Origin of the sequence: Thioclava sp. DLFJ4-1 (genome assembly GCF_002020145.1) — a bacterium.
GTDB classification, from domain to species: domain Bacteria; phylum Pseudomonadota; class Alphaproteobacteria; order Rhodobacterales; family Rhodobacteraceae; genus Thioclava; species Thioclava sediminum.
Genome location: NZ_MPZT01000006.1, coordinates 330,745 through 356,068, shown reverse-complemented (window position 1 = coordinate 356,068; position 25,324 = coordinate 330,745). Strand labels below are relative to the sequence as shown.

The 25,324-nt window shown below is 62.9% G+C and carries 28 protein-coding genes and 1 tRNA gene; 19 read left to right on the top strand and 10 right to left on the bottom strand.

All coding sequences use genetic code 11. From position 1 onward, the window contains the following. The first annotated feature begins 6 nt into the window (after positions 1 to 6). Both BMI85_RS19445 and BMI85_RS19440 read left to right on the top strand, forming a co-directional pair. Positions 7 to 1,356: a metallopeptidase TldD-related protein gene (locus tag BMI85_RS19445; protein WP_078602446.1), complete on the top strand. Its 1,350-nt coding sequence runs from the start codon at positions 7 to 9 to the stop codon at positions 1,354 to 1,356. Then, entirely contained in the window at positions 1,343 to 2,128 is a 786-nt protein-coding gene (locus BMI85_RS19440; RefSeq protein WP_078602445.1) for a 3'(2'),5'-bisphosphate nucleotidase CysQ, read from the top strand. Before BMI85_RS19445 ends, BMI85_RS19440 begins: the two co-directional genes overlap by 14 nt. 3 nt (positions 2,129 to 2,131) lie before the next feature. On the opposite strand, the gene BMI85_RS19435 is transcribed toward BMI85_RS19440, so the two are convergent. Continuing rightward, entirely contained in the window at positions 2,132 to 2,761 is a 630-nt protein-coding gene (locus BMI85_RS19435) for a DUF1109 domain-containing protein (protein ID WP_078602444.1), read from the bottom strand. Then, the gene (locus tag BMI85_RS19430; RefSeq protein ID WP_232621676.1) at positions 2,758 to 3,333 is read right to left on the bottom strand and encodes a sigma-70 family RNA polymerase sigma factor; all 576 of its coding nucleotides are present in this window, start codon (positions 3,331 to 3,333) and stop codon (positions 2,758 to 2,760) included. The genes BMI85_RS19435 and BMI85_RS19430 overlap by 4 nt, the downstream gene beginning before the upstream one ends. 126 nt (positions 3,334 to 3,459) lie before the next feature. Here BMI85_RS19430 and BMI85_RS19425 point away from each other — a divergent pair, with 126 nt between their 5' ends. The 5 genes from BMI85_RS19425 (at position 3,460) to BMI85_RS19405 (ending at position 6,467) form a co-directional block, all read left to right on the top strand. Next, on the top strand, positions 3,460 to 3,732 hold the full coding sequence (locus tag BMI85_RS19425) for a DUF2282 domain-containing protein (RefSeq protein WP_078522705.1): 273 nt from the start codon (positions 3,460 to 3,462) through the stop codon (positions 3,730 to 3,732). 57 nt (positions 3,733 to 3,789) lie between these two features. After that, positions 3,790 to 4,632, top strand: a complete 843-nt coding sequence (locus tag BMI85_RS19420; RefSeq protein ID WP_143595191.1) for a DUF692 domain-containing protein — start codon at positions 3,790 to 3,792, stop codon at positions 4,630 to 4,632. After that, positions 4,616 to 5,389 (top strand): DNA-binding domain-containing protein, encoded by a 774-nt coding sequence (locus BMI85_RS19415; RefSeq protein WP_078602442.1) that lies wholly within the window; start codon positions 4,616 to 4,618, stop codon positions 5,387 to 5,389. The genes BMI85_RS19420 and BMI85_RS19415 overlap by 17 nt, the downstream gene beginning before the upstream one ends. Then, entirely contained in the window at positions 5,386 to 5,853 is a 468-nt protein-coding gene (locus BMI85_RS19410; RefSeq protein ID WP_078602441.1) for a DoxX family protein, read from the top strand. Before BMI85_RS19415 ends, BMI85_RS19410 begins: the two co-directional genes overlap by 4 nt. Before the next feature lie 80 nt (positions 5,854 to 5,933). After that, positions 5,934 to 6,467, top strand: coding sequence for a flavin reductase family protein (locus tag BMI85_RS19405; protein WP_078602512.1), 534 nt, complete (start codon positions 5,934 to 5,936; stop codon positions 6,465 to 6,467). Positions 6,468 to 6,483: 16 nt separating this feature from the next. Here the strand turns inward: BMI85_RS19405 and BMI85_RS19400 are convergent, their stop codons facing one another. The 4 genes from BMI85_RS19400 to BMI85_RS19385 are packed head-to-tail and all read right to left on the bottom strand — an operon-like array spanning position 6,484 to position 10,306. Beyond that, on the bottom strand, positions 6,484 to 7,047 hold the full coding sequence (locus BMI85_RS19400; RefSeq protein ID WP_168174018.1) for a PqiC family protein: 564 nt from the start codon (positions 7,045 to 7,047) through the stop codon (positions 6,484 to 6,486). A 12-nt stretch (positions 7,048 to 7,059) separates the two neighbouring features. Then, positions 7,060 to 9,084: an MlaD family protein gene (locus tag BMI85_RS19395; protein WP_078602440.1), complete on the bottom strand. Its 2,025-nt coding sequence runs from the start codon at positions 9,082 to 9,084 to the stop codon at positions 7,060 to 7,062. Next, complete coding sequence (locus BMI85_RS19390) at positions 9,081 to 9,695, bottom strand: paraquat-inducible protein A (protein WP_244176661.1); 615 nt, start codon at positions 9,693 to 9,695, stop codon at positions 9,081 to 9,083. The genes BMI85_RS19395 and BMI85_RS19390 overlap by 4 nt, the downstream gene beginning before the upstream one ends. After that, the gene (locus tag BMI85_RS19385; protein ID WP_244176662.1) at positions 9,692 to 10,306 is read right to left on the bottom strand and encodes a paraquat-inducible protein A; all 615 of its coding nucleotides are present in this window, start codon (positions 10,304 to 10,306) and stop codon (positions 9,692 to 9,694) included. Before BMI85_RS19385 ends, BMI85_RS19390 begins: the two co-directional genes overlap by 4 nt. Before the next feature lie 144 nt (positions 10,307 to 10,450). On the opposite strand from BMI85_RS19385, the gene BMI85_RS19380 reads away from it, so the two are divergent. The 5 genes from BMI85_RS19380 (at position 10,451) to BMI85_RS19360 (ending at position 16,338) form a co-directional block, all read left to right on the top strand. Further along, the gene (locus tag BMI85_RS19380) at positions 10,451 to 11,299 is read left to right on the top strand and encodes a flagellar motor protein MotB (RefSeq protein ID WP_078602439.1); all 849 of its coding nucleotides are present in this window, start codon (positions 10,451 to 10,453) and stop codon (positions 11,297 to 11,299) included. Positions 11,300 to 11,418: 119 nt separating this feature from the next. Then, complete coding sequence (locus tag BMI85_RS19375; protein ID WP_078602438.1) at positions 11,419 to 12,753, top strand: flagellar hook-basal body complex protein; 1,335 nt, start codon at positions 11,419 to 11,421, stop codon at positions 12,751 to 12,753. Between the two features lie 30 nt (positions 12,754 to 12,783). Further along, positions 12,784 to 14,238 carry a flagellar hook-associated protein FlgK gene (gene flgK / locus BMI85_RS19370; protein WP_078602437.1) on the top strand — a complete coding sequence of 485 codons (1,455 nt, stop codon included), beginning with the start codon at positions 12,784 to 12,786 and terminating at the stop codon, positions 14,236 to 14,238. Between the two features lies 1 nt (position 14,239). Further along, a complete protein-coding gene (locus BMI85_RS19365; protein WP_078602436.1) occupies positions 14,240 to 15,241 on the top strand; it encodes a hypothetical protein in 1,002 nt (333 codons plus the stop codon). Next, entirely contained in the window at positions 15,241 to 16,338 is a 1,098-nt protein-coding gene (locus tag BMI85_RS19360) for a flagellar basal body P-ring protein FlgI (protein ID WP_078602435.1), read from the top strand. Before BMI85_RS19365 ends, BMI85_RS19360 begins: the two co-directional genes overlap by 1 nt. Positions 16,339 to 16,420: 82 nt before the next feature. Here the strand turns inward: BMI85_RS19360 and BMI85_RS19355 are convergent. From BMI85_RS19355 to BMI85_RS19345, 3 genes are all read right to left on the bottom strand, one after another. Then, positions 16,421 to 16,496, bottom strand: a tRNA-Thr gene (locus BMI85_RS19355). A gap of 52 nt (positions 16,497 to 16,548) precedes the next feature. Next, a complete protein-coding gene (locus BMI85_RS19350; protein ID WP_078541476.1) occupies positions 16,549 to 18,066 on the bottom strand; it encodes a heme biosynthesis HemY N-terminal domain-containing protein in 1,518 nt (505 codons plus the stop codon). 10 nt (positions 18,067 to 18,076) lie between these two features. Then, on the bottom strand, positions 18,077 to 18,880 hold the full coding sequence (locus BMI85_RS19345) for a hypothetical protein (RefSeq protein ID WP_143595187.1): 804 nt from the start codon (positions 18,878 to 18,880) through the stop codon (positions 18,077 to 18,079). On the opposite strand from BMI85_RS19345, the gene BMI85_RS19340 reads away from it, so the two are divergent. Beyond that, positions 18,864 to 19,583 (top strand): hypothetical protein, encoded by a 720-nt coding sequence (locus BMI85_RS19340; protein ID WP_143595185.1) that lies wholly within the window; start codon positions 18,864 to 18,866, stop codon positions 19,581 to 19,583. The two genes, BMI85_RS19345 and BMI85_RS19340, sit on opposite strands and share 17 nt — an antisense overlap. Positions 19,584 to 19,644: 61 nt before the next feature. Here BMI85_RS19340 and BMI85_RS19335 read toward each other — a convergent pair whose 3' ends face one another. Next, on the bottom strand, positions 19,645 to 20,370 hold the full coding sequence (locus BMI85_RS19335; RefSeq protein ID WP_078602432.1) for a uroporphyrinogen-III synthase: 726 nt from the start codon (positions 20,368 to 20,370) through the stop codon (positions 19,645 to 19,647). 73 nt (positions 20,371 to 20,443) lie between these two features. Here BMI85_RS19335 and tsaD point away from each other — a divergent pair, with 73 nt between their 5' ends. From tsaD to BMI85_RS19305, 6 genes are all read left to right on the top strand, one after another. Beyond that, positions 20,444 to 21,538, top strand: coding sequence for a tRNA (adenosine(37)-N6)-threonylcarbamoyltransferase complex transferase subunit TsaD (gene tsaD, locus BMI85_RS19330; protein ID WP_078602431.1), 1,095 nt, complete (start codon positions 20,444 to 20,446; stop codon positions 21,536 to 21,538). Next, a complete protein-coding gene (locus BMI85_RS19325; protein WP_078602430.1) occupies positions 21,535 to 22,491 on the top strand; it encodes an NAD(P)H-dependent glycerol-3-phosphate dehydrogenase in 957 nt (318 codons plus the stop codon). The genes tsaD and BMI85_RS19325 overlap by 4 nt, the downstream gene beginning before the upstream one ends. Before the next feature lies 1 nt (position 22,492). Continuing rightward, positions 22,493 to 22,762, top strand: a complete 270-nt coding sequence (locus BMI85_RS19320) for a YciI family protein (RefSeq protein WP_078541482.1) — start codon at positions 22,493 to 22,495, stop codon at positions 22,760 to 22,762. Beyond that, complete coding sequence (locus tag BMI85_RS19315) at positions 22,762 to 23,184, top strand: EVE domain-containing protein (RefSeq protein ID WP_078602429.1); 423 nt, start codon at positions 22,762 to 22,764, stop codon at positions 23,182 to 23,184. The genes BMI85_RS19320 and BMI85_RS19315 overlap by 1 nt, the downstream gene beginning before the upstream one ends. A gap of 249 nt (positions 23,185 to 23,433) precedes the next feature. Beyond that, positions 23,434 to 24,117 carry a CbiX/SirB N-terminal domain-containing protein gene (locus BMI85_RS19310; protein WP_078602428.1) on the top strand — a complete coding sequence of 228 codons (684 nt, stop codon included), beginning with the start codon at positions 23,434 to 23,436 and terminating at the stop codon, positions 24,115 to 24,117. 131 nt (positions 24,118 to 24,248) lie between these two features. Continuing rightward, the gene (locus BMI85_RS19305; RefSeq protein ID WP_078570597.1) at positions 24,249 to 25,289 is read left to right on the top strand and encodes a substrate-binding domain-containing protein; all 1,041 of its coding nucleotides are present in this window, start codon (positions 24,249 to 24,251) and stop codon (positions 25,287 to 25,289) included. The last annotated feature ends 35 nt before the right edge of the window (positions 25,290 to 25,324 follow it).

Sequence of the window (25,324 nt, the reverse complement as noted above, 5' to 3'; positions counted from 1 at the left end):
TGTAAATTGACCAAGCCCTCCCTCTCCGATCTGACCCAGTCGCTGCTCGAGGCTGCGAAGCGCGCAGGTGCGCCTGCCGCCGATGCCATTGCGGTCGATGGGCGCTCGGTTGCGATCGATGTCCGCGAAGGCCGTCTCGAACAGGCCGAGCGGTCGGAGGGCGTCGAGATTGGGCTGCGTGTCCTTCTCGGCGGCAAACAGGCCTGCGTGTCCGCCTCCGATATTTCCGCCCGCACCTTCGAGGAAATGGCGCAGCGCGCGATTGCGATGGCCCGCGAAGCGCCGGAGGATCCGTTCATCGGCCTCGCCGATCCGTCGCAGCTGACCGACCGCCGCGATGCCGACGGCATGGAATTGGCCGATCCGAGCGCCGAGCCCTCCGCCGAGGCGCTGCAAAGTGACGCGCTAGAGGCCGAGGCCGCAGCGCTTGGCGTCGACGGCGTCACCCAGGTGCAATCCGCCTCCGCCGCCTATTCCTATCGGCGCGTCCATGTCGCGGCCTCCAACGGTTTCGCGGGCGGCTATGATCGCAGCTCGCGCGTCGTCTCAGCCGTCGCGATTTCCGGCGAGGGGCTGGGGATGGAGCGGGACTGGGCCGCCGAAAGCCGCATTTTCCAGTCCGATCTGCCCAGCGCGCAAGAGATCGGGCGTCTGGCGGGCGAACGCGCCGCGGCCCGTGCCAATCCGCGCCGCCCGAAAACCGGTGCCTATCCGGTGCTGATCGACGAACGCGTCTCGGGCAGCCTGATCGGGCATCTTCTGTCGGCGGTGAACGGGCAGGCGATCTGTCGCGGCGCCTCGTGGCTGCGCGACGCATTGGACGAACAAGTTCTGCCCGAAGGCCTGTCGCTGATCGAGGAGCCGCATCGCAAGCGCGTCTCCGGCTCACGCCCCTTCGACGCGGAAGGGCTGGCCACCGCGCGTCGCGCCATCGTCGAGAATGGTGCGCTGAAAAGCTGGACGCTCGACCTCGCCTGCGCGCGCAAGCTGGGGCTGCAGTCGACCGCGAATGCCAGCCGCGGCACCTCTTCGCCGCCCTCGCCCGGCATCGGCAACGTGACCCTGACGCAGGGCGACAAGACGCGCGAGGAACTGATGGCCGAGATGGGCACCGGGCTTCTCGTAACCTCTTTCATCGGGGCCACGATCAACCCCAATACGGGCGATTATTCGCGCGGGGCCTCGGGTTATTGGGTCGAAAACGGCGAGCCGGTCTATCCGGTCAATGAATGCACCATCGCGGGCAACCTGCGCGATATGCTCCGCAGCATCCGGCCCGCGAATGACGCGCGGATGCATCTGAGCCATATCGTGCCCTCGCTTCTCCTCGAAGGAATGACGCTTGCCGGAGACTGATCTTCCCCTTCTGATCGAGACCGCGAAAGAGGCCGGTGCGCTTGCCCTGAAATACTGGAAAAAGGCACCCGAAGCCTGGGACAAAGGCGACGGGGCCGGTCCGGTCTCGGAGGCCGATCTGGCGGTGAACGCGCTGCTGGAAGAGCGCCTGCGCGGCGCCCGGCCCGATTACGGCTGGCTGTCGGAGGAAAGCACCGACGATCCGGCGCGTCTCGAGGCGCGCTCGACCTTCATTGTCGATCCGATCGACGGCACGCGCGCCTTTCTCGCCCATGATGGCGGCTTCGCCCATGCGCTCGCCGTGGTGCGCGATGGCGCGGTCGTTGCGGGCGTGGTGCATCTGCCGGTTCACGATCTCACCTATTCCGCGACGATCGACGGTCCGGCCTGCCTGAACGGGGAGCAGCTCCGGCCCGGTACCCAAGAAGCGCTCACGGGCGCGACGGTCCTGACATCGAAACTCTCCGACAATCCGAGCTTCTGGCGGCACGCCCAACCGGATTACCACCGCCATTTCCGCTCGTCGCTGGCGTGGCGGCTGTGTCTCGTGGCGGAAGGCCGGTTCGATGCGACGATCTCGCTACGTCCGGCATGGGAGTGGGATATCGCCGCCGCGAGCCTGATCGCGCAGCGCGCGGGACTTCTGGCAACGGATCGCAACGGCCGCGCGCTGCGGTTCAACCGCTCCCCGCCGCAATCGAGCGGGCTGGTCGTTGCCAACCCGACCCTGCATGAAAAATTCATCGAAAATCTGGCGTTTTGGCCGGATTAGGGTCTACCAGCGCAGCACGCGCTTCCCGAGCAGAGCCCCCACGAGCATCACCACGACGATCCCGACCCCGTACCAGGTAACGTAGAAAAGCGGGCTGTCCTCCGTGCAGTGCAGGGCGTAGATCGCGGTGCCCATACCCCCGGCAGCGAGCCCCGCCAGCGCCCCGGCCTGAGCCGGGCGCGTCACCGCCCCTTTGCGCAGGCTGATAAGGAGCGCACCCAGCGCCGGGAGGGACAGCATCGGCACGGAGATCAGGCAGGGCAGGATCGTTTCGCCCTCGAAATCCGACATGCGCTGGCCGTCAGGCGTGGTCAGGAAGGCATAGGCCAAAAGCGCTGCCCCGATCGCCGGGAAGATCCAGAGCCACCCGGTCGAAACCTTCGCCGTGGGCCGCCCCAGGCGCACCGCCATCGGGGTCACGAGCACGGCCAAGACCAGCGGCAGGTAGAATTTCGGGGCGATTTCCGGCGTCATAAGGGTCTGTTGCAGCGGAAAACGCAGCCCATAGACCGAAATCACGAACAGCGCCGACAGCAGAAGCGCCGGCACAAGCCAGCGGCCAAGCACCTGCTTCGGGCGCGGATCGGGCAACGTGTCTTGTTGCAATACGGATATCAGGTCTTCGGTTTTCATATCTCGATCAGCCTCTCGCGAAGCGCGGCCAGTTTTTTCAACGAACGATGCAACATCACGCGCACCGCTCCCTCACTCATATCTAACGCATCGCCGGTTTCCGCGATGCTTTTCCCTTCGAGCCCGATAGCGCGCACCAGCTGCGCGGCGCGGGGCTCGAGATGGGTCAAAAACGTCTCTATATCGGCCTTTTCCGTGGGATCGGCCTCTGGAGCGGCGGGCAGCATCTCGGCGAAATCCTCCACCGGAAGATGGATACGTCGCCCCCGTTTGCGAAAGGCGTCGACCACCTTGTGCCGGGCGATCGCGTAGCACCACGGCGCCGCCGGCTCATCCTCGCGCCACGTGTGACGCTTCAGATGGATGGCGAGCAACACCTCCTGCACGACATCCTCGCAATCGGCCTCGGACAGCCCGGCACCGCGTGCCCGCACGACAGACCGCAACACCGGGGTCACGGCCTGCAGGAACAGACCGTAGGCGCGCTTGTCGCCCGCATTCGCAGCCCGCAGGAGCTGCGACCAATCTGCCCGCCGATCATGCATCATCGCCATCCCTTCGTTCGCGATCATGCCTTCGTTACAGCCCGATAGAAAAACTTTTTTCGTTCACGCTGGCGTGATGTGCGTAACGCCAGCGTGACCTCTCGCGAAAGGTGATCAGGACCGCAACGGTCCCAACCAATCAGGGAGACTATCATGAAGACCGAAACCACCCTTGGCTTTGCAACTGCTCTGACCTGCGCGATGGGGCTGGCCAGCGCCGCCCATGCCGAAGATCAGGCGATGGAGAAATGCTACGGCGTCGCGATGGCCGGGCAGAACGATTGCGCCGCCGGACCCGGCACCACCTGCGCCGGCACCGCGACGATGGATTATCAGGGCAACGCCTGGAAACTCGTCCCGGCGGGCACCTGCACCGAGATTGAGACGCCGCACGGCATGGGCTCGCTCGAACCCAAGGAGATGTGATCCCAAGCGGGGCGTGCGGACGGCGCGCGCCCCGTTTTCTCACCGATGGAGGCTGCCATGACACTGCCACGCAAAGCGGGCCTCGGCTTCAAGCCAGAGCATTTTCCCGCCATAACAGAGACGAAACCGGATCTCGGTTTCTTCGAAATCCACGCGGAAAACTATATGGGCGCGGGCGGGATGCCGCATGCGATGCTGGAACGGCTGCGCGCGGATTATGCGCTTTCGGTGCATGGCGTTGGCCTCTCGATCGGCGGCCCCGATCCGCTGGATCGCGACCACCTCGCGCGGCTCAAGCTGCTGTGCGATCGATACGACCCCGAGAGCTTCTCGGAGCACCTTGCCTGGGCGAGTCACGGTGGTGTCTGGATGCACGATCTGCTGCCCCTGCCCTACACGGCGGAAACGCTGTCGCTGATCTGCGATCACGTCGATGAGGTGCAGGAGCATCTCGGCCGCCGGATGCTGCTGGAGAATCCGGCGACCTATGTGCTCTTCGACGATTCCGACATCCCCGAGACTGAATTCCTGACCGAGATCAGCACGCGGACCGGCTGCGGATTGCTACTCGATGTGAACAATGTCTTCGTGTCCTGCGTGAACCTCCGACAGGATCCGCGCGCCTATCTGGAGGCGTTCCCGCTGAACCGTGTCGGCGAGGTCCATCTGGCTGGTCATGAAGAGGAAGAGCTGCCCTCCGGGCCCCTGCTGATCGACAGCCACGGGCGCGAAGTCGCGGAGCCGGTTTGGGCGCTTTACGCCGAAACAGTCTCTAAAACTGGGCCGCTACCGAGCCTTATCGAGTGGGACAATGACGTGCCGGACTTCGTCACCTTGATGGCCGAGGCCGAGCGCGCGTCGATGATCCTGTCGGGTGACCACCATGCGCTCGCATCGTGACTTCGCCCGCGGTTTCCGCGAGGGTCTGGCCGGAGGACCCGCGCCGCAAAACGCTACCGCCCAAGATCCGGCCGAGATCGAGCGCCGCTTCGACGTTTACCGCAACAACGTGGCGCATGGGCTGACACAGGCCCTCGCGCGGCATTTCCCGGCGATCGAGCGGCTTCTTGGCGCGGATTGCTTCCGGGGGCTCGCCCGGGCCTATATCGCCGAGCACCCGCCGCGCACGCCCGTCCTGACCGAATGGGGCGGCGCGTTTCCGGCCTATCTCGCGGATGAACCTTCGCTGCAATCGCTGAGCTATCTGCCCGACGTCGCCCGCATCGAATGGGCGCGCAGCCGGGCCTATCACGCAGCCGATTCAGAGCCTATTGCGCCGGAACGCCTGCAAGAAACCGCGACTCGCGCGGGTACTCACCTGTGTCTCGATCTGCATCCGTCGGTGCAGGTGCTTCAGCTCCTAACGCCCGCCGGTTCGATCTGGGCCTCGCAACAACCGGGCGGCCCCGCTCCACCGCGGGCGAAAGAGTGGAGGCCGGAGACGCTGCTGATTGCACGACGCGGGATTTCTCATGTGATCACGTCCGTCGTTCGTAGCTCGACCGGCCGCTTCGTCTCGGCCCTCTGTGCAGGCGATACCGTCGCCCGCGCACAAGACCGGGCGGGAGCGGATTTTGACCTCAATGCAGCGCTTCTGCTGCTGGTGGAAAATGCGCTGATCGTCGGCGCGGGCATCGAAACAGGAGACGAGTCATGACCGATACGATCGAGATGAAAACGCCAAAACAGGGTCTGTTCCGGCTGTATCATCGGTTTTCCGATGTAGCCCAGCGCTTCCCGGAGGAGATTGTTCTGATCGGCGCGCGGCTCTTTCCGGCGATGGTGTTCTGGATGTCCGGGCGGACCAAGGTAGAGGGGTTCATGATCAAGGATTCCACCTTCACCCTCTTTCAATACGAATACGACCTGCCCGTCATTCCGCATGAATGGGCGGCGGTGCTCGCGACCTTCGCGGAGCATTTCTTCCCATTGCTGCTTATCTTCGGCCTTGGCAGCCGCCTCGCGGCGCTCGCGCTTCTGGCGATGACGCTGGTGATCCAGATCTTTGTCTATCCCGGCGCGTGGGTCACGCATGGGATTTGGGCAGTCGCGCTTCTGACGGTTCTGACGAAGGGCCCCGGGCGGCTTTCTCTCGATAAGCTCATCGGATTGGAACGCTGAGCCTTGCTCTCCCCGCCTGCACGATTATGTGTGAGCGCAAAGGAGAGCCGATGCGCGAAAGCGACGATATCGAAGCCGCAATGGGCCGCGCCGAGAGCGACGGCCACGGCCACCAGCCCGACCCGGCGAATACGCGGCTTTTGCGCGATGCGCTCGCGCAATTCGCGACCGGCGTGACCGTGGTGACCGCCTGCGCGCATGAAGATGCGGCAGAGCCTGTCGGGATGACGGTGAACAGTTTCGCCTCGGTCTCGCTCGATCCGGCGCTGATCCTGTGGTCGGCGGCGCGTTCTTCGTTCCGACATGCGCATTTCACGGCAACGCCCACTTTTGCCGTGCATGTGCTGCGCTACGATCAGGAGGCGCTGGCCAAGCGGTTCACCAAGCGCGGCGAAGGGTTCGATGGTCTGTCCTACCGGCTGAACGCGTCGGGCGTCCCGCTGATCGACGACACGCTCGCCCGGTTCGAATGCGTGACCGAGGCGCGCCATGACGGCGGAGATCACACGATCATCATCGGTCGCGTCACCCGCTTCGTGAAAGGCGCCGGGACCGATCCGCTGCTTTTCGCAGGCGGCCAGTTCGGGCGCTTCCTTCCCGATCAGCGCAGCTGATCAAAGTTTCAAGCTTTCAGCGTAGCTGAGCGATCTGCCGCGCGAGCATCGTCACCGCCGCGCTGTTCGCTTTTGCGATGGCCTGCGGCTCCTGAGAGCCGATCGGCACCGTGAAGTCGAACCGCCGCACCGTGTCTCCGCTGCGCTCATAGCCATTCGCCGAGACGAAATAGACACCTGCGACATGCAGCAGCCCGTCGGCGCCCGGCAGCATCTGTTCGATCCGGACCTCGATCTTGCGCGAGGGCGGATCGGCGAGCGGCCACGGTTCGGAAATTACGGTGGCACCCGAGAGGGACGAGATCTGCCGCGCCAACGCCAGCGTCACCGACCGCGCCGGATCATCCGCCCAGAGGTTGTCCGGGTTCGACCGCAGCGCCCCGTCCGCAGTTTGGAAGGCGATCTCCTGTCCGCCCGCATAATCCGGCAGCGATACCTCCCGCAGCTCGGCCCGGCCCAGCCGGTTCGGCAGCGCCTTCTCGGCGGTGGGCGGGTCGATTGGATAGCGCGCGATCTTCTCGGGATCGGAACAGGCCGCGAGGCCCAGGAGGCATAGCGGGATCAGGCTTAGAGCTTTCATCGTCATCTCCTGTCAGCGGCCCAGAATGAAGGACTGCGGATTGCGTTCGATCATACGCGCGAGCGAGCCGATATTCGAGATCGCCCGACGCAACTCGCGCAAGGTGCTAAGGGTTTCGTTCGAGAAGTTGGAGCCACGGCCATAGGTCGCGACCAGAGCCCCCGCCTGATCGACGAGCGATTGCAGCTTCTGCGTCAGTTCCGGCAGCTGATCCGAGGCTTTCGACACCGAATCCGCTGCGTTCTGCGCCGCATCGAGCGTCTGGTTCAGCTTGTCGGCCGCATTCGCTTCCTTCAGCTGGGTCAGGATCGCGGCGGTTTGCTCGAGCGTGTCGTTGAGCGATTGCGGCAGGTCCTGCGTGCCGGGCTTATTCAGAAGCTGGTCGATACTGGCGAGGATCGTGTCGAGTTTATCGCCCACATCCTTGAGCGGCATATCTGCGATGGCCGTCGCGGCGCGATCTGCAGAAGAGAGCGTCTCGTCGAGACCCGAGATTTCCTCGAGCACGGAGGACGCGGCCTCCGTCACACGGTCGAGTGCAGCCACGGTCTTATCCGCTGCATCCTTCTTGTTCAGCTCGGTCGTGAAGGTCTTGAGCTGCTCCAGCAGGCCGGACAACTCGCCCGGAACTTTCCGGGTTTCTTCACTCTCGGCCACGGCCGAAATCGAATCCAATGTGCGGATCGCGGAGCTCATCACCTCCTCGATCGGCAGCCCTTCGATCCGCTTGAAGACGCCCTGCGCCGATTTCGAGAGATCGTTCTCGGCCGCAGGTGCGGTCGGAAGCGTCGGATAGGGTTTGGCGTCGAGATTCATCTCGGCGTCCGGCAGATCGGGCACGTCGGTCAGTTCAATCACCGTCGTTCCGCCCAGAAGCCCGATATTCGCGATCCGCGCTCTCAGGCCGCTTTGAATCTCGCCCTGCAGGAACTGGGTCACGGCCTCTTCCCCGGCGTCGCGGGACAGACCGAGCCGGTCCGGCGACAGCGCGATCGTCAGCTGTTGCTGCGCATAGCTCTGGCCGGTGCTGTCCTTGCGGATCTTGATCGCAAGCCCGGTAACTTCACCCGCCTCGACGCCCCGGAACTGCACTTTCGAGCCGACTTCGAGCCCTTGCACGGGGTCGTCGAAGAGCAGCGTGTATTTCGGCGGGTCGACCACGTCCGACTGGAAGACCGAGTTTTCCGCCGTGTCCTTGCCGTCGTAGAGACGGAAGGCGTGTTCATTCTCGACAATCCCGCCACCGCTGGTGAACGTGTCGAATTCCACCCCGCCCTGCACAAGCGTCGCGAGCGAGCGCACGTCGAGGCTGAGACCGGAGGTGTCGAATTTCACGGAGAAGCCCGACGTGTCCCAGAACCGGGTCTGGGTCGTCAGCTGTTTATTATACGGGGCTTCGATGAACGCATCCACGATCACGCCGGACCCGTCATCGTCGAGCCGCAGGTTCTGCAGATGGCCCACAGTCAGCCCGTGATAGAGAACCGGCGCCCCATCGACGATCCCGCCCGCATCCTTCGCGCGCAACTCGATGATGGTGCCCTTGGTCGGATCGGGGGAAATCGGAGGCTTGTCGAGACCCTGGAACATGCTCTGCTGGCCGTTGGGCTTATTGTTCCAGAAGCCCTCGATATAGGTGCCCGACAGCACCGTCCCGAGGTTCTGGATGCCCCGCGCCGACACTTCGGGGCGCACCAGCCAGAATTTAGCCTCGGTATCGACGAAAGGCGCCACCTCGTTATCGATGCGCACGCCGAGCTGCACCTGCTCCAGATCGGGGGTGAACGAGACGCTCTCCACCTTGCCGACATCGACATCGCGGAACTTGAGCGGCGTGCCGATCTCGACCCCGGTCGCATCCTTGAAGTTGATATGGATGAGCATTCCGCGATCCGAGACCGTCTTCCATGCGACGCCGAGCGTGATCAGCAAGGCGATCAGCGGCACGATCCAGACGACGGAAAGCCGCGTCCAGATCGGGCGCGGAGCGTTGGAGGTTTCCAGCTCGGCCGGGCCGGTCTCGGGGGTGTCGTTCATGAACTCACTCTGTCAGGGCCGCGCCAGATCAGGCGCGGGTCGAAGCTTTGGGCGGATAGCATGGTGAATGCAACCGAGAGGGCAAAAGACGCAGCGGCAGGGCCGGGATGAATCGAGGCCACGAAACCAAGCTGCACCAGTGCGGAGAGGATCGCCACGACGAAGACGTCGATCATCGACCAGCGGCCGATGAATTCCACCACCTCGTAGAGATGCAGATGCGGAGGGCCGCCTTTGCGGCGCTCGTTTCCGACCGCGAGGGCGAGATAGGCAATGGCAATGAACTTCCCGATCGGGATCATCACCGAGGCGCCGAAGATGATCAGCGCCACGCCGTAATTGTGATGCCGCCACAGCTCCATCGCGCCGCCGACGATGGTGTTTTTCTGCTCATGGCCCAGCGTCGCCGTGACCAGCATCGGGTAAAGATTGGCGGGGATGTAGAAGATCAGCCCCGCGATCCACCACGCCCAGACGCGCTGCAGCCCGCTCTTGTCGACCTTGTGCAGCGTCGCGCCGCAACGCTCGCAATGCGCATGATCCGGGGTCCAGACCCGACCGCAGCGGGTGCAGCCGATCAATCCGGCATCGGTGGCGGTCAGCACATTCATTTTCGTTCGATTGCGTCCCATATCGTCCATTTGCTGACAAAGGAGTTCTTGAGCGCGATCACGATGATGAGAACGCAGAAAGCCCAGAAGGCGGGGCCGAGCGACACCTTGGCGAGACCGCCGAGTTTCACCAGCGCCACCGCCGTACCGATGATGAAGATCTCCGCCATCGCCCAGGGTTGGCTTTCCTCGGCAAGGCGAAACATCGTCGCGGCATGTTTCCATGCGGGTTTGCCATTGGCGAGCGGCCAGAGCGTGTAGATCAGCGCGGCAAACCGGAAGATCGGCAGCGCCACGATCATCGACAGCACGAAGAAAGCCAGAGGCGCAATCCAGCCGTCGGAAAACGCCATCGCCACGCCGAAGATGGAGCTCTCATGGCTCAGCCCACGCGTCGAAATCTCGAGGAACGGAAAGAAGATCGCTCCGATCATCAGGATCATCCCGGTGAAGGAGAAGGCGATGACATGCAGAAACGATCTCTCGCGCGGCGAGATCAGCACCGTTCCACAGCGAACACAGGTCGCCCGCTTGCCATCGGGCAGATGCGTCGCGCGATAGAGCGCGTCGCATTGCGGACAGGCAATCAGATCGGCCGGGTCAACTGTCATTGTGTTCGGGTGCCCATTCATCTGCCAAATCTAGCGATTGCCCGCGCCACGACAAGGGAAGAGGCCAATGGCTCGCATTTTATCCGTCAATCGCCTGTTAACACGCACCTACTATACCGGACGCGGGTGAAAAGAGGTGGTGGAATGAGCAACCGCGACAACGCGGCGCCAATCATCATCAAGCGTAAGAAGGTTGTCGCAGGCGACGGGCACCACGGTGGGGCGTGGAAAGTGGCCTATGCCGATTTCGTCACTGCGATGATGGCCTTCTTCATGCTGATGTGGTTGCTGAACGCGACAACCGAGAAACAACGCAAGGGCATCGCGGATTACTTCAATCCGACGATCCCGATCAACCGCATCTCCGGTGGCGGCGAAGGCGCTTTCGGCGGGGATTCCGTCTTCTCCGAGGATCAGATCGCACAGACCGGCACTGGTGCCGTCTCGCAACGTCCGACCGAAGAGCGTCAGGCTCGCGGCGAAAACTCCGCCGACGATACGCGGGACAGCGACACGGCCAGTTTGAAAGAGATGGCGCGCGCGATCGAGCAAGCTCTGATGGGCGTCGGCGGCGAGTCGATGATCAGCGAGCAGCTCGCGCGTCATATCGTGACCCGCGTGACCGACGAGGGTCTGATCATCGAGATCTCCGACCTGCCCGAAGCGCCGCTTTTCGTCGGCGACACGGCCAAGCCGCAGCCGGTTCTCCCCGATCTGGCGAAAATCCTGACGCGGGTCTTCTCGCTCGTCTCGAACAATGTCGCGATCAACGGCTACACGAGATCCTACCCGAAAATGCTGGCCCATGACCCGGTCTGGGAGCTTTCCGCCGCACGCGCGCAAGCGATGCGGACTTTGCTGGGCGAGGCCGGCTTCCCCCCCGATCGGATGCAGCGCGTCAGCGGCTTCGCCGATCGCAAGCCCAAGGTCGAGCGTGCGATGGACCTGCGCAATAACCGTCTGGAAGTGATCGTGCTGCGCAATGGCCGGTGATGCGCGTTTTAGCGAAGCGGTAACCACGGATCGAAAAAAGCAGACCTGTTAGGCCGATCTTAAACACCCGGGCGCAAAGGTAGGAAGAACTTCGGACGCAGCAGCAGAAAGGCGCATCCATGTCCATTTCTTCCTCGCTCAATGCGGGCGTGGCCGGCTTGGCCGCGAATGCCACACGTCTTGCCACGATCTCGGACAATATCGCGAATTCGAGTACATACGGCTACAAGCGCGCCGTCACCGAATTCGAAAGCATGGTGATCAATCAGGCGGCGAAGACTGGCTCCTATTCGGCTGGCGGTGTCCGTGCCTCCACGAGTCGCCTCATCGAAGAGAGAGGCTCGCTGGTCTCCACCTCGAACGCACTCGATATCGCGGTTTCCGGACGCGGTATGCTGCCCGTCATGACGGCCGTGGCGCTCGATAACTCGACGGGGGACGAACCTTTGAAGATGACCACGACCGGCGCGTTTCGCACCGATGTCGACGGGACACTGATGACGGAATCCGGGCTTGTTCTGCTCGGTTGGCCCGCCAGTGCCGATGGCACCATCCCGACCTTCGCGCGCGACACCATGTCCGGGATGGAGCCGGTGGTGATCAACGCCAACCAAACGGCAGGCGACCCCACAACGACGCTCAATCTCGGGGTCAACCTACCCGCGACAGATACCGAAGCCGGGTCAGCCGGTGACACGCTACCACTCTCCGTCGAATATTTCGGTAATCTCGGAACTTCCGAAACCCTGGACATCACGTTCCATCCCACGGTCCCGGCCAGCGGCGCATCGAACGAATGGGCAATGGTCATCCGCGACAGCGCTACGGTCGATGACCCGGGCACCCCCGCAACCGATGAAAGCGTCATCGGTCGCTATGTCCTGACCTTCGACGACAGCCGTAGCAGCGGCGGCACGCTCGCCTCGGTCAACGTTATCGCGGGTGGCGCCTACGATGCCTCGACCGGCACGCTGGATCTCTCTGTCGCCGGCGGTCCGCTGAGCGTCACCATCGGTAAGATCGGCGACACCAACGGATTGACGCAGCTCTCCGACAGTTTCTCGCCGACATCGATCACGAAGGACGGCTCGCCCGTCGGCAACCTCACGGCCGTCGAAATCGATGAGGATGGCTACATCAAAGCGACCTACGACACCGGCTTCATCCGCACGGTCTATCAAATCCCCCTCGTGGATGTTCCCAATCAGAACGGCCTGATCGCGCTCGACAATCAGATCTTCGAAGTTTCCTCAAACTCCGGCTCTTTCTTCCTCTGGAATGCCGGTGACGGTCCGACCGGGTCGATCGAAGGCTACGCTCGCGAAGGCTCGACGGTCGACGTCGCAGAGGAACTGACCAACCTAATCCAGACGCAGCGCGCCTACTCGTCCAACGCCAAGGTAATCCAGACGGTCGACGAGATGCTGCAGGAAACCACCAATATCAAACGCTGATCCTGATCGGATCGGCGACGGGAGGTCGCGATGGGAATCTCGCAAACGCTATCCAATGCCTTGTCGGGCCTCACCGCGGCCTCTCGCATGGCCGAGGTCGTCGCCTCCAATACCGCCAACGCGCTCACCGACGGCTACGCGCGCCGCGAGATTTCACTCGGCGCGCAGGTCGTCGGCCAGCAAGGTGCCGGAGTTCGCGTGCTGAGCGTCGACCGCATCGTCAACGAAACTCTCCGCAGCGATCTCCGCCTCTCCGATGCTGCGGCCCAAAACGCATCGCTGCGCGGCGACTTTCTTTCAACCTTCGAAGCTCGCATCGGCACGCCGGAGGATGCGAGCTCCTTATCCTCAAAATTCGCAGAGCTCGAAGCCTCGCTCGTCGAAGCTGGCAGCCGCCCAGAAAGCGAAGCCCGCCTGGCCACAGTGCTGAGCGCCGCCCGCGAGGTTACCGGACACCTGAATACGCTCTCCGCAGAATTGCAGGACAGCCGGATGGACGCAGATCGAAAAATCGCGACGCAGGTCGACGCCCTAAACAGCGCACTCGCGCAGGTCGATGAACTCAACGCAACGATCCTAGCCGGAAAGGCCACAGGCCATGACACCAATGCGCTCAAGGACCAACGTCAAACGCTGGTCGACCGGATTTCCAGCATCGTCCCAACCCGCCAAGTCGCGCGCGAAAACGATCAAATTGCACTCTTCACCACAGGCGGTGCCGTCCTTCTCGAAGGCAACCCAGTGGAAATCGGGTTCACGGCGCGCGGAATCATTACGCCGGACATGACCCACGACGGAGGGGTCCTCTCAGGCCTGACGCTCAACGGAAACGCCGTCTCAAGTGACGATGACGGGTTCTTCGGCGGCGGCACGCTTGGCGCCCTTTTCGCCATCCGTGATACGCTCGCTCCAAACTTGCAGGTTCAGATCGACGCACTCTCCCGCAACCTGATCGAGAGAGTCAGCGACCCGGCGGTCGACCCAACACTCAGTGGCGGCGCAGCCGGTCTCTTTACAGATGGCGGGGGCCCGCTCGACCCGCTCAACGAAACAGGCCTCGCCGGTCGGATCGTCATCAACCCGCTCGCGGACCCTGCACAAGGAGGCTCGCTCTCGCTGCTGCGTGACGGGTTCGGCGCATCTACCCCTGGCCCCGTGAGCAACGCAGAAAATCTTTTCTCACTCGCCTCAGCGTTAACAACCGCGTCCGCACCCGCGTCCGGAAATTTCGGCCCGTCGCTTCATTCAAGCGCAGAGCTTTTCGCAAGCTTCTTGTCCCAAGTTACGAGCGATCGTCAAGGCAACGAGGCGACTCAAACCTATGCAACGGCCCGTTACGACACATTGAAAGAGCAGGCCCTCGCTGAGGGCGTCGATACTGATCATGAAATGCAGAAACTTCTGCAAATTGAAGAGCTTTACAGCGCCAATGCACGCGTCATCCAAACCGTCGATGCACTGATCAAACAGCTTCTGGAGATCTAAGATGAACTATCTCTCTGTTGGGGACATGGCGCTGAATTTCCAGATGCGACGCCACAATGCAGCGCTGGATACGAAATTGGCGACCCTTACCCAAGAACTGACGTCTGGCATAAAATCCGATCTCGGCGCCGCCGTATCCGGCGACTTCGGCGCGCTCTCCGCAATCGATCGGAGCCTGAGATTGTTCGACGCATTCGACCTCGCCACTACCGAGGCGAGCCAATATGCAGACGCGATGCAACGCAGCCTCGAGCGGATCGGAAATCTCGACGACGGCATCAGTACGGCCCTCATGTCCGCCGCAACCACCTCCAGCAAGATCATGATCGACGCGACCGTCGCGTCGGCAGCCGAAAAGTTCGACGCGCTGATCGCAACGCTCAACACGAATTCTGTCGGACGCTACATATTCGCGGGCGATCAAGGAGACACGACCCCGCTACCCGATGCCGAAACGATTATCACATCACTGTCTGCGGAGATTTCAGGGGCGACGAATGCGACGGATGTACTTGCGACCCTCGATACGTGGTTCGCCGACCCAAGCGGTTTCAGCGCAACCTCCTATCAAGGTGGCGAAGCCAGGGGAAAATTCCACTTCGCAGAGGGCGAAACCGCCGCGATCAATGTCACCGCAAATGACTCACGCGTTAAAGACGCGATTAAGGGCTACGCTATAGGCACGCTTTTGGACCGAGGTTTGTTCGACGGTGACCTGGCCCAGCGAAGTGCGCTTGCGAAGGAAGCGGGCGAGAGAATTCACTCGGGATCTCTCGCAACTGTCGAACTCGCGGCGGAAGTCGGTTCGTTCGAAGGCAAAGTCGCCTCAGCAGCCACGCGAAACGATACTGAACGCGCCAGCCTTGAAATTGCACGGACGAAACTCATCGGCGCCGACCCGTACGCCTCGGCAACCGCGCTCGAAGCGGTACGCTCCCAGATCGAGACGCTCTATCTTCTGACACGTCGGCTCTCCAACCTCTCGATGACGGATTACATGTGATGTGGCGCTGGTTGCTAGTTGCCCTCATTTTCCTTCCGCAGATCGCTCTTTGCGCCCCGATCCGCATTAAGGATCTGGTCGAATTCGACGGAGTGCGCGGGAACGATCTCGTCGGCTATGGTCTGGTCGTTGGATTGAACGGCACGGGCGACGGGTTGCGTAACGCCCCCTTTACCGAAGAGATCATGTCGAACATGCTCGAACGGCTCGGCGTTAACGTTACCGGGGAACAGTTTCGACCGAAGAATGTCGCCGCCGTGATGATCACGGCGAGCCTGCCGCCCTTTGCGCGCGCGGGAAACCAAATCGACATCACAGTCTCAGCGATTGGTGACGCCAAGAGCCTTCTTGGCGGCACCCTAGTGATGACCCCTTTGAAAGCGGCAGATGGCGAAATCTATGCGGTCGCGCAGGGAGCGATCATTGCCGGCGGCGCTGTGGCACAAGGTAACGCCGCTTCGGTGACTCAAGGCGTGCCAACCTCAGGAAACATTCCATCCGGCGCGCGCGTCGAACGGGAGATCGCATTCGAAATAAATGACCTCAATACAGTGCGCCTCGCGCTGCGCACGCCCGACTTCACCACTGCAAGCCGAATTGAAACCGCCATTAACCGCGAATACGGCCGTCGCGTCGCAGAAATGCTCGACGGCGGTACTGTCGCTTTGGACATTCGCGAGACCCGCGCGCGCTCGGTCGCGCATGCGATCGGTCGGGTAGAGAATCTCAGTGTCGAACCAGAACAGCGCGCCCGGGTCGTGGTCGACCAGCGTTCGGGTACGATCGTCATGGGGGAAGACGTGCGGATTTCGCGCGTTGCCGTCAGCCAGGGGAACCTGACCCTCAAAGTGGAGGAAAGCCCCCTCGTGGTGCAACCCAACCCGTTTTCGCAAGGAGATACGGTTGTCGTCCCCAGATCGCAGGCGACTCTCACAGAAGAGCCAGGCATTCGCATGGCCGAAGTCCCACAGGGCAGCTCGCTATCGGAATTGGTCGCGGGGCTCAACGCGCTCGGCGTTAGCCCGCGCGACATGATCGACATCCTCAAGAGCATCAATGCTGCGGGCGCGTTGCATGCAGAATTTGTCGTGAATTGACCTGAAGCCTCGAGAACGACTGCCCTGAAACAAGCGAAGCGGAACCTTGCGGTTCCGCCTCTGCGCCTGAACTTTCAGGAAGTGGTGCCGGTGATAGGACTCGAACCTACGACCCCATCATTACGAATGACGTGCTCTACCAGCTGAGCTACACCGGCACTGTGGCGGGCGATTACCATGCTCTTTCGGGGATGTGTAGCCCCAAAATGATCAAGCTGTCGCAGTTCCGCTTTGCGTCTCCTTCGATGCACTTGCAGCCTCGCCTTCCTCCTTCGGCGGATCGACGATTTCCGCGTCCTGAATGGGGGCGTCTTCGGCTTCATCTTCTTTCTTGGGCGAGGGTTCGGCACTCGGCTTGCCCACGATCAAGGGCAGCATCTCCGCCCCATGCGGCAGCGGCGACTGCGCCTGTTGCGGCTCGCGCCAGCTGAGCGTGTCGAAGCCACCGCAATTGTCACAGATCGGCGTCCATTCGGACTGAATGTTCTGACATTTGTCGCAGCACCATTGCGGACCGCGCGGTGCAGTCAGGGCCCGGGCCAACCACCCGCGCACGACGACATCCTCCGCCCCTTCACCGCGCTCGACCGCCGCCATGATCGTCAGCGATCGGGCCGTCGGATGTGTCTCGACGAGATCGCCCAGCGCCCGGCGCGCCGCAGGGAAATCTTCGGCCGCGATGTTCAGTTCCGCTTTCAGAAGGCGGGTTTCCTCATGATCGGGACGGCTCGAAAGCAGCTTCGAGAATCGCTTCAGCCGTGCTTCCGGCGTTTCATCCGGGGTAATCTCCGCGAAAGCGGTCGCAAGATCCGGATGCGGCCGCACTTCCCAAGCCTTGCGCAGGATGCGCTCCGCCGCGCCTTTCTTGCCCTTGTCGATATAGGCGCGCGCCGCCATGACGACGGCAGGCACCAGATCGGGCGACGCTTTGGCGGCCGAAATCGCAGCTTCACGCGCCTCGACGCTCGCACCTTCCTGCCAGACGCCCTTGGCCTCTTGCAGCGCGAGGACAGCATCGCGGCGCTTATGGACGTCACGCGGCAATTCGCCCTGACGCATCTTCGCCTGCAAAATCTCCCGCGCGCCTTTCCAGTCGCCCGTCTCAGTCTGCAGCCCCAGAAGCGTATCCTGAACTTCACGGTGGCGCGGTTTGATCGCGTAAGCTTTCTGCGCGAGCTTCAGCGCCGTTTCGGTATCGCCCTCTTCGAGCTTCTGGCGCAGCAGCCCGCGAATCCCCACGAACCGCGTGCGGTCATCGGCGAGGAGCCGTTTGTAAACTTCGGTCGCTTTCTTCGAGTCGCCCGAGGCTTCCGCCGCCTGCGCAGTGAGAAGGTTGGTCAGCTCCGGCCGTTGTAGATAGCGCTCGGCCTTCGCCGCTTTCGACATGGCGAGCTTGCCCTCGCCGGATGCGGCCGCGAGCAGCCCTTCGGACAAAGCCTGATAGCCTTTGCGCTCGCGATGCCGGTCGAAATAGCGGGTGATCGCGGTTTCGTCGCCCGCAAGGAAGCGCAGGAAGGCGACCACCAGACCGACGACCCGGATCACAATCCAGATCGCGATGAAAAGGATGATCGCCGCGATCACCGCCTGCAGCGGGCCCAAGGTGAATTCCATGCCGAGCGTCGTGATCCGCAGACCGCCCGTCATCTCGGCGAGATGCGCGAGGCCTAGGGTCGCCGCGGCGACGACAATCAGAAACAGCGCGATTTTGATGAATGACCAGATCATGTCTGTCTCCTTATTGCGTCGCGCCAAGCTGGTTGGCCGCGTCGATCGCAGCCACCCGTGCTTTCGCCTGGTTCACCCAGTCGGACATCGCCTCCTGCGCGGGGTCGGACAGTTTCGCGATCTCGTCGAGCGCCTCGGACAAGGCCCCCCGGTCGACATCGGCCTGCGCCCGCGACAGCACTGCATCCGCGCTATCGCCCTCTTTCGGCGCGACCGAGCGTGCCCCGGTCTGAGCCAGAAGGAAGGCGCCGACGCGATCGCTGATCGAGCCGCCTGTCTCGGTGCGGCGCGCCGCTTGGAGTGCGGCCCGCGCGGAGTCCGGGAAGCTCGATTGCAGCGACTGCAGGCTCGGAATGTCACCACTGAGCGCCGCAGGAATTTCGACACCCGCGTCACGCAGATCGGCCAACGGCGCATCGAGCGACGTGCCCGCATCCAGCGCGGCTTTAACGCGCGCCGCCGCAGCCCGCGTCATCGTCGCCTTGGCGGCCGCCTCGCTTTGCGATTTCAGGCTCTGCGCCTGCGCTTCGGCTTCCTTGATCCGGGCTTCGGCGGCTTTCGCGGCCGCTTCGATCTCGGCTTGCGCCGCGCTGCCGCCAGTGTCGGTCTGCAGCGACGCGATCTGCGATTTCAGATCCTCCAGCGCGGATTTGTTCGCCCGGATATCCGCATTGACCTGATCGAGCACGCCTTGAACGCCCGACAGATCCGGCGCGGGCGGCTGCGACGATTTCAGGGTCGCAATCTCTTCGGAGAGTTGGCCGATTTGCTTCGATTGGTCATCGAGCTTGGCTTGAATGGCCGCCTCGTCCACCGGGGCCGGCGCGGTCGGCAGCCATCCGGAAAGTTGCGGCGGCAGGTTGGGGATCGCCCAGATCGCGACGCCCGCCCCGATTACAGCCGCAATCACACCGCCCAAGAAAGCAGATCCGAACCCGCCGCGCTTTTCGATCACCGGCTGGGGCGAGGTGCTCGCCTTTGCCGCATCGCTTTTCGGCGGGGTCTTGTCAGTGGTCGTGGCGCTGCTGGTCGTCGCGGCGCTCGCAGGCTTCTCGGCCTGCGCTTTATCTTCCGATGCGCCGCTTGCGGTCGACTTCTTCGGCTCGGCCTCCGGTTTTGCACTGGCCGTGGCCGGGGTCGAGGTCGTCTCAGCCTTCGCAGTCGCAGAATCGGACTTTAGCGCCGCATCGGATTTCGCAGGCGTCTCCGCCTTGATTGCCGGCGTGGAGGTCGGCTTGGCGGTTCCGCTCGGGCTCTTGGACGTATCCGCTTTGGTCGCAGGCGTAGACGTGGGGGACGACTTCGCGGGCGTGCTCGATTTCGATGCCGCAGCGGGCTTGCTGGTCGCAGCCGCGCTCGACTTGTCCGTCGCCTCGGGAGTCGTGGCGGCCTTGCTATCCTTCGGGGTTTGCGAAGAGGTTGCGTCGGATTTGGTCTCGGACTCGGTCGTCGATTTCGCGTCTTCCGGCTTGCTCGTATCGGAAGATTTCCCGGTTGTCCGTTTCGCCATCGTCTAAGCCCTCCACTGCCGCACCAAATTGCGCGTTCACATCAACTTAGAAGTCAGTCCGCGACTGCTCAACCCGCCTTTTGCCTTTGCAGCAAGACGGCAAGCGCATCGAGCATCCCTTGCGCATCGGGATGCGGGGCAACTTCCAGATGGCACAAGCTAGCGCTTTTGAGGCGAGACGCCACTGCCTCGCTCATGGCTGCGACAAAGAGCGGCGGCTTAGGCGCATCAGGCAAAGAATTTAAGAAGCGATCCGCCGCGTTTGGCGAGAAAATCGGCACTAAAACAGGGCGCGATGCGCGCAGAACCGCCTGCGCCTCATCGCTCAGCGGGCGCGAGACCTGGCGGTAAATGATCGCGGATTCAGTCTCTATTCCGGCGGAATTCAGCCTTTCCTCAAGATCGAAGGCGACCTGCTCCCCCCTCAGAAAGAGCAGCTTTCCGCCGAGCTCCCGCTGCGCGATCATTTCGCTCAACGCCTCCGCATCGCCCGGCCCGGCGATCGCATCGAACCCGGCCTCGCGCGCCGCCTGCGCCGTGCGCTGCCCCACGCAATAGGCGCGGCGGCCCTGTCCCTGAGCCAGTCGCTGGAACGCGGCCACGGCATTTTGCGATGTGAAGATTGCGGTCTGAAACTCGGGTATCGGCGTGTCTAGAGGCTCGATCTCCGTGAGCGGAGAGACGATGACAGGCCAATCCTGCCCAAACCTGTTGCGAAATGCCTCGACGAATCCTTCTGCCGCGACGGCGGGTCGCGTGACGAGGAGAATCGGTCTCTCAGGCTGGCTGTCCATCCACCGCCCCGGGATTGTGCGAACGCTTCCCCGGTGTTACCTGCGTTGGATAACCCACGCAACAGGCGCCCCGATGACCGATACGCTGACCTTTCTCGGGCTGGAATCGAGCTGCGACGATACGGCAGCGGCGATCGTGCGCCTGACGGATGGCAAGCCGGAAATTCTCTCGAGCGTTGTCGCCGGGCAGACCGATCTGCATGCGGCCTTCGGTGGCGTGGTCCCCGAAATCGCCGCGCGCGCCCATGCCGAGAAGCTCGATCTCTGCGTCGAAGAGGCGCTGGAAGAGGCCGGGCTTGGGCTCGACGCGCTGGATGGCATTGCGGTGACGGCGGGTCCGGGGCTGATCGGCGGGGTGATGTCGGGCGTGATGTGCGCCAAGGGCCTCGCCGCCGGGGCGAGTCTGCCGCTGGTTGGCGTGAACCACTTGGCGGGCCATGCGCTGACCCCGCGCCTGACCGATGGGCTGGCCTTTCCCTATCTGATGCTGCTGGTCTCCGGCGGGCATTGCCAGTTCCTGATCGCGAAAGGACCGGAAGATTTCTCGCGCCTCGGCGGCACGATCGACGACGCGCCGGGCGAGGCCTTCGACAAGGCGGCGAAGCTGATGGCCCTGCCCCAACCCGGCGGACCCTCCGTCGAGGCCGAGGCGCGCAAGGGCGATCCCAAGGCTTTTGCCTTTCCGCGGCCTCTTTTGGATCGGCCGGGTTGCGATATGTCCTTCTCCGGGTTGAAGACCGCGCTGCTGCGCGCCCGCGATCAGGTGGTGGCAGAGCATGGCGGGCTGCCGCGCCAGATCCGCGCCGATCTTTGCGCGGGTTTCCAGCAGGCGATTGCGGATGTTCTTGTCGAGAAATCGCGGCGCGCCTTGGCGGAATACCTGAAACTCGCGCCCGCCAACCCCGGCTTCGCGGTCGCAGGCGGTGTCGCGGCAAATCAGGCCATTCGGGCTGGATTAGAGACTGTTTCACGTGAAATGGGCGCGGATTTCGTGGCCCCGCCCTTGAAGCTTTGCACCGATAACGCGGCGATGATCGCATGGGCCGGGATCGAGAGATTCCGCAGTGGCGCGCAAGACGGGATGGACCTGACCGCCCGCCCCCGCTGGCCGCTGGATCGCAGCGCCGCCCCGCTTCTTGGATCGGGAAAGAAGGGGGCCAAGGCATGAGTATTTCGGTTCTGGGCGCGGGCGCTTTCGGCACGGCGATGGCGGTGACGCTGTCGCAAAACGGGCCGGTGACCCTTTGGGCGCGCGATGCCGAGCAAGTGCAGGCCATGCGCGAGAGCCGTGAAAACTCGCGCCGCCTTCCGGGTGTAAAACTGCCCGAAAACGTCACTGTTTCGGCGGAAATCGCAGATGCACTGCAGGCCGAGACGCTACTTCTCGCGATGCCGATGCAGAAGATGGCCGGGTTTCTCGACACCCATTCCGACACGCTTACGGGTAAGACCCTCGTCTCCTGCTCCAAGGGGATCGATCTTTCTACCGGCCAAGGGCCGACGGCCCTGATCCGCGCGAAAGTCCCGGGGGTGCGGGCTGCCGTGCTGACCGGGCCGAGCTTTGCCGGAGATATTGCGCGCGGCCTGCCGACTGCGCTTACGCTGGCCTGCGCCGATCATTCCGAGGAGCTGCAGGCCGAGCTGTCGACGCCGACGCTGCGGCTGTATCGCACGACCGACACGACCGGGGCGGAACTCGGCGGCGCGCTGAAGAACGTCTATGCGATCGCCGCGGGCACCGTGATCGGCGCAGGGCTCGGGGATTCCGCACGCGCCGCGCTTATGACCCGCGGTTTCGCCGAGATGCTGCGGATCGCGACGGAACTGGGCGCCCGGCCCGAGACGCTGTCGGGCCTGTCCGGCTTCGGCGATCTGGTGCTGACCTGCACCTCGACGCAATCGCGCAATTTCCGGTTCGGCTGCGCGATCGGCTCGGGCGAAGTCTTCGATCCCTCGATTACCGTCGAGGGGGCCGCGACCGCGAAGGCCCTGAACAAGCTGGCCCATGCGCGCGAGCTGGAGATTCCGGTCGCCGCGATGGTTCTTGCGCTTACCGAACAGTCAATCAGCGTGGATGAGGCGATGCAGGCTCTGCTCGCCCGCCCCTTGAAGGAGGAATGAGATGTATTTTGCCGTGATCTGCCGTGACAAGCCCGGCGCCCTGCAAACCCGGATGGACAACCGCGAGAAGCACCTCGCCTATATCGAAGAAACCGGCGTGGTCTTCATGGCGGGCCCGTTTATCGAGAATGACCAGATGGTCGGCTCGCTCGTGATCGTGGAGGTCGACAACCTCGAAGCCGCGCAGGACTGGGCCGCGAACGATCCCTATGCCAAGGCGGGACTGTTCGAGGATGTGCAGGTCAAAGCGTGGAAAAAGGTGATCGGCTGATGCGGTACTGGCTGTTCAAATCGGAACCCAACAAGTTTTCCTGGGACGATCTGGTCGCCAAGGGCGACGCGGGCGAGGAATGGGACGGCATCCGCAACTATCTCGCGCGTAACAACATGCGCGAAATGAAGATCGGCGATCGCGGCCTGTTCTACCATTCGAATATCGGCAAGGAAGTCGTCGGCATCTGCGAGGTCGTGGCCGAGAGCCATCCGGATTCCACCACCGATGATCCGCGCTGGGATTGCGTGGACCTCAAGGCGGTGCGGTCCTTCACCAAGCCGGTCACGCTGGCCGATGTGAAAGGCGAACCGCGCCTGTCGGAGATGTCGCTTGTGACGTCGATGCGGCTGTCGGTTCAGCCGGTCACCGAAGAGGAATGGAATATCGTCTGCGAGATGGGCGAGACCGATCCGACCTGAACCGGATAAAACAGGAGGGTTCCGGCACCCCAGCCAGAACCCTCCTTCACCCACGTGCACCCCTACGCACCACACGTGAAACTAAATCTCGGGTCTGGCCATCCTGGCCTCTGCCTTATGCGTATATGCAAAGATGCGGTCGCGCAAATGGCATCTACGGACAATATTCATAAAATTCAGGGTGTTAACCGAAAACTCACGCCGCAAACGCGTGATTGCCATAGGGCGCTGCTGCGCTAATCTAGGGGTATGCAGCCGGTCATTCTCGTCGCCCATGGATCCCCGTCCGAGCCTGAAACTCAGGAGAAGGCTCTGATTTCCTTAGCCAATAAGGTCTCGGAGGAGATGCCGGGCCGCAAGATAGACGCCGCGACCCTTGCAAAACCGGGATCGTTGGAGGCCGCCTTGGCGCGGCACGAAGATCCGGTGATCTATCCCTATTTCATGGCGCAGGGCTGGTTCACCAAGACCGAACTTCCGCGGCGGCTGGAGGCGGCGCGCTCGCAAGCGCGCCAGTTGGAGCCGTTTGGCGTCGACCCTGCGCTGCCCGATCTGCTGACCAGAGTGATCCTTGAGGCCCGCGCTTCGAAGGGAATCCCAGCCGACTCGCCGCTGATTCTCGTAGCACACGGGTCGAAAATATCGCGAAAATCGCGCAATTCGGTCTATGACATGGCCGAGACCTTGGGCCGCAATTCCGCGATGCCGGAGATTCATGTGGCCCTGATCGAAGAGCCCCCGTTCCTCGAAGACGTGGCCCGCGCGCACCCGGATGGCGTGTGTCTGCCCTTCTTCGCGCTGCGGGCGGGACATGTGACAGGCGATATTCCTGAGGCCTTGCAAGCCGCTAGCTATCGGGGGCGCCTTTTGCCCGAGATTGGGGCCCATCGTGAGGTTCCCGTCCTGATTGCACAGGCGATTTCGCGGGCCTGATCACGAACCTTCACGGACTCGTAGATTGTCACATAGCTGTTACATAATGTTTGCATAAGCGTCACCGAAGACCCCTAGGACCGCGCTGAGGCCACTCGACGGCCCAAATTTGAGAACACTGGGAGTGATCTATGAAATCGTTCAACCTCGCCGCCTCCGCGATCGCGATCGTTGCCGCTTCGGGCACCGCCGCTTTCGCGCGTGACAACATCCAGGTCGCCGGTTCCTCGACCGTGCTGCCCTACGCCTCCATCGTCGCCGAAGCTTTCGGTGAAAACTTCGATTACCCGACCCCGGTCGTGGAATCGGGCGGCTCCTCGGCTGGCCTGAAGCGCTTCTGCGAAGGCGTTGGCGAAAACACGATCGACGTCGCGAACGCTTCGCGCAAGATCAAGGACAAAGAAGTCGCGACCTGCGCCGACAACGGCGTCACCGACATCATGGAAGTCCGCATCGGCTATGACGGCATCGTCTTTGCTTCGCAAAAAGACGGCCCGGCCTTCAACGCTTTCACCCCCTCGGACATCTTCAACGCGCTCGGCGCGAAGGTCCTGAAGGACGGCGAGATCGTCGACAACAGCTACGCCAAGTGGAACGAGTTCAACTCCGACCTGCCGGATGCCGACATCATCGCCTTCATCCCGGGCACCAAGCACGGCACCCGTGAAGTCTTCGAAGAGAAGGTTCTGGAAGCTGGCTGTGAAGCGACCGGCGCGAAAGAAGCCTTCATCGCTTCGGGCATGGACGAAAAAGCAGCCGGCAAGGCCTGCATGGAAGTCCGCACCGACGGCAAGGCTGTCGACATCGACGGCGACTACACCGAGACCCTCGCCCGCATCGGTTCCAACCCGAACGGCATCGGCGTCTTCGGTCTGGCGTTCTACGAGAACAACACCGACAAGCTGAAAGTCGCGACCATGTCGGGCGTCGAGCCCTCGACCGAGACCATCGCTTCGGGCGAGTACCCAGTGTCGCGTCCGCTCTACTTCTACGTCAAGAAAGCGCATATCGGCGTGATCCCCGGCCTGAAGGAATACGCTGAGTTCTTCGTCTCCGACGAGATCGCTGGCCCCGACGGCCCGCTCGCTCAGTACGGCCTCGTTGCCGACCCGGAACTGGCCAAGACCCAGGATGCCGTGGCAAACGAAGTGACCATGGGTTCGGGCTCGTAATCGAGACCGCTATCTTCAGGGGGCGGCTTATTTCG

Coding starts and splice junctions, on each gene's coding strand:
- BMI85_RS19405 (WP_078602512.1), top strand. CDS start 5,934: ATGGGCCGCGCCGAGAGCGACGGCCACGGCCACCAGCCCGACCCGGCG.
- BMI85_RS19435 (WP_078602444.1), bottom strand. CDS start 2,761: ATGAAAACCGAAGACCTGATATCCGTATTGCAACAAGACACGTTGCCC.
- BMI85_RS19325 (WP_078602430.1), top strand. CDS start 21,535: ATGAGTATTTCGGTTCTGGGCGCGGGCGCTTTCGGCACGGCGATGGCG.
- BMI85_RS19400 (WP_168174018.1), bottom strand. CDS start 7,047: ATGAAAGCTCTAAGCCTGATCCCGCTATGCCTCCTGGGCCTCGCGGCC.
- tsaD (WP_078602431.1), top strand. CDS start 20,444: ATGACCGATACGCTGACCTTTCTCGGGCTGGAATCGAGCTGCGACGAT.
- BMI85_RS19380 (WP_078602439.1), top strand. CDS start 10,451: ATGAGCAACCGCGACAACGCGGCGCCAATCATCATCAAGCGTAAGAAG.
- BMI85_RS19415 (WP_078602442.1), top strand. CDS start 4,616: ATGCGCTCGCATCGTGACTTCGCCCGCGGTTTCCGCGAGGGTCTGGCC.
- BMI85_RS19365 (WP_078602436.1), top strand. CDS start 14,240: ATGAACTATCTCTCTGTTGGGGACATGGCGCTGAATTTCCAGATGCGA.
- BMI85_RS19305 (WP_078570597.1), top strand. CDS start 24,249: ATGAAATCGTTCAACCTCGCCGCCTCCGCGATCGCGATCGTTGCCGCT.
- BMI85_RS19320 (WP_078541482.1), top strand. CDS start 22,493: ATGTATTTTGCCGTGATCTGCCGTGACAAGCCCGGCGCCCTGCAAACC.
- BMI85_RS19410 (WP_078602441.1), top strand. CDS start 5,386: ATGACCGATACGATCGAGATGAAAACGCCAAAACAGGGTCTGTTCCGG.
- BMI85_RS19420 (WP_143595191.1), top strand. CDS start 3,790: ATGACACTGCCACGCAAAGCGGGCCTCGGCTTCAAGCCAGAGCATTTT.
- BMI85_RS19390 (WP_244176661.1), bottom strand. CDS start 9,695: ATGAATGTGCTGACCGCCACCGATGCCGGATTGATCGGCTGCACCCGC.
- BMI85_RS19335 (WP_078602432.1), bottom strand. CDS start 20,370: ATGGACAGCCAGCCTGAGAGACCGATTCTCCTCGTCACGCGACCCGCC.
- BMI85_RS19430 (WP_232621676.1), bottom strand. CDS start 3,333: ATGATCGCGAACGAAGGGATGGCGATGATGCATGATCGGCGGGCAGAT.
- BMI85_RS19340 (WP_143595185.1), top strand. CDS start 18,864: ATGGCCGCCTCGTCCACCGGGGCCGGCGCGGTCGGCAGCCATCCGGAA.
- BMI85_RS19315 (WP_078602429.1), top strand. CDS start 22,762: ATGCGGTACTGGCTGTTCAAATCGGAACCCAACAAGTTTTCCTGGGAC.
- BMI85_RS19385 (WP_244176662.1), bottom strand. CDS start 10,306: ATGACAGTTGACCCGGCCGATCTGATTGCCTGTCCGCAATGCGACGCG.
- flgK (WP_078602437.1), top strand. CDS start 12,784: ATGGGAATCTCGCAAACGCTATCCAATGCCTTGTCGGGCCTCACCGCG.
- BMI85_RS19425 (WP_078522705.1), top strand. CDS start 3,460: ATGAAGACCGAAACCACCCTTGGCTTTGCAACTGCTCTGACCTGCGCG.
- BMI85_RS19395 (WP_078602440.1), bottom strand. CDS start 9,084: ATGAACGACACCCCCGAGACCGGCCCGGCCGAGCTGGAAACCTCCAAC.
- BMI85_RS19375 (WP_078602438.1), top strand. CDS start 11,419: ATGTCCATTTCTTCCTCGCTCAATGCGGGCGTGGCCGGCTTGGCCGCG.
- BMI85_RS19360 (WP_078602435.1), top strand. CDS start 15,241: ATGTGGCGCTGGTTGCTAGTTGCCCTCATTTTCCTTCCGCAGATCGCT.
- BMI85_RS19350 (WP_078541476.1), bottom strand. CDS start 18,066: ATGATCTGGTCATTCATCAAAATCGCGCTGTTTCTGATTGTCGTCGCC.
- BMI85_RS19310 (WP_078602428.1), top strand. CDS start 23,434: ATGCAGCCGGTCATTCTCGTCGCCCATGGATCCCCGTCCGAGCCTGAA.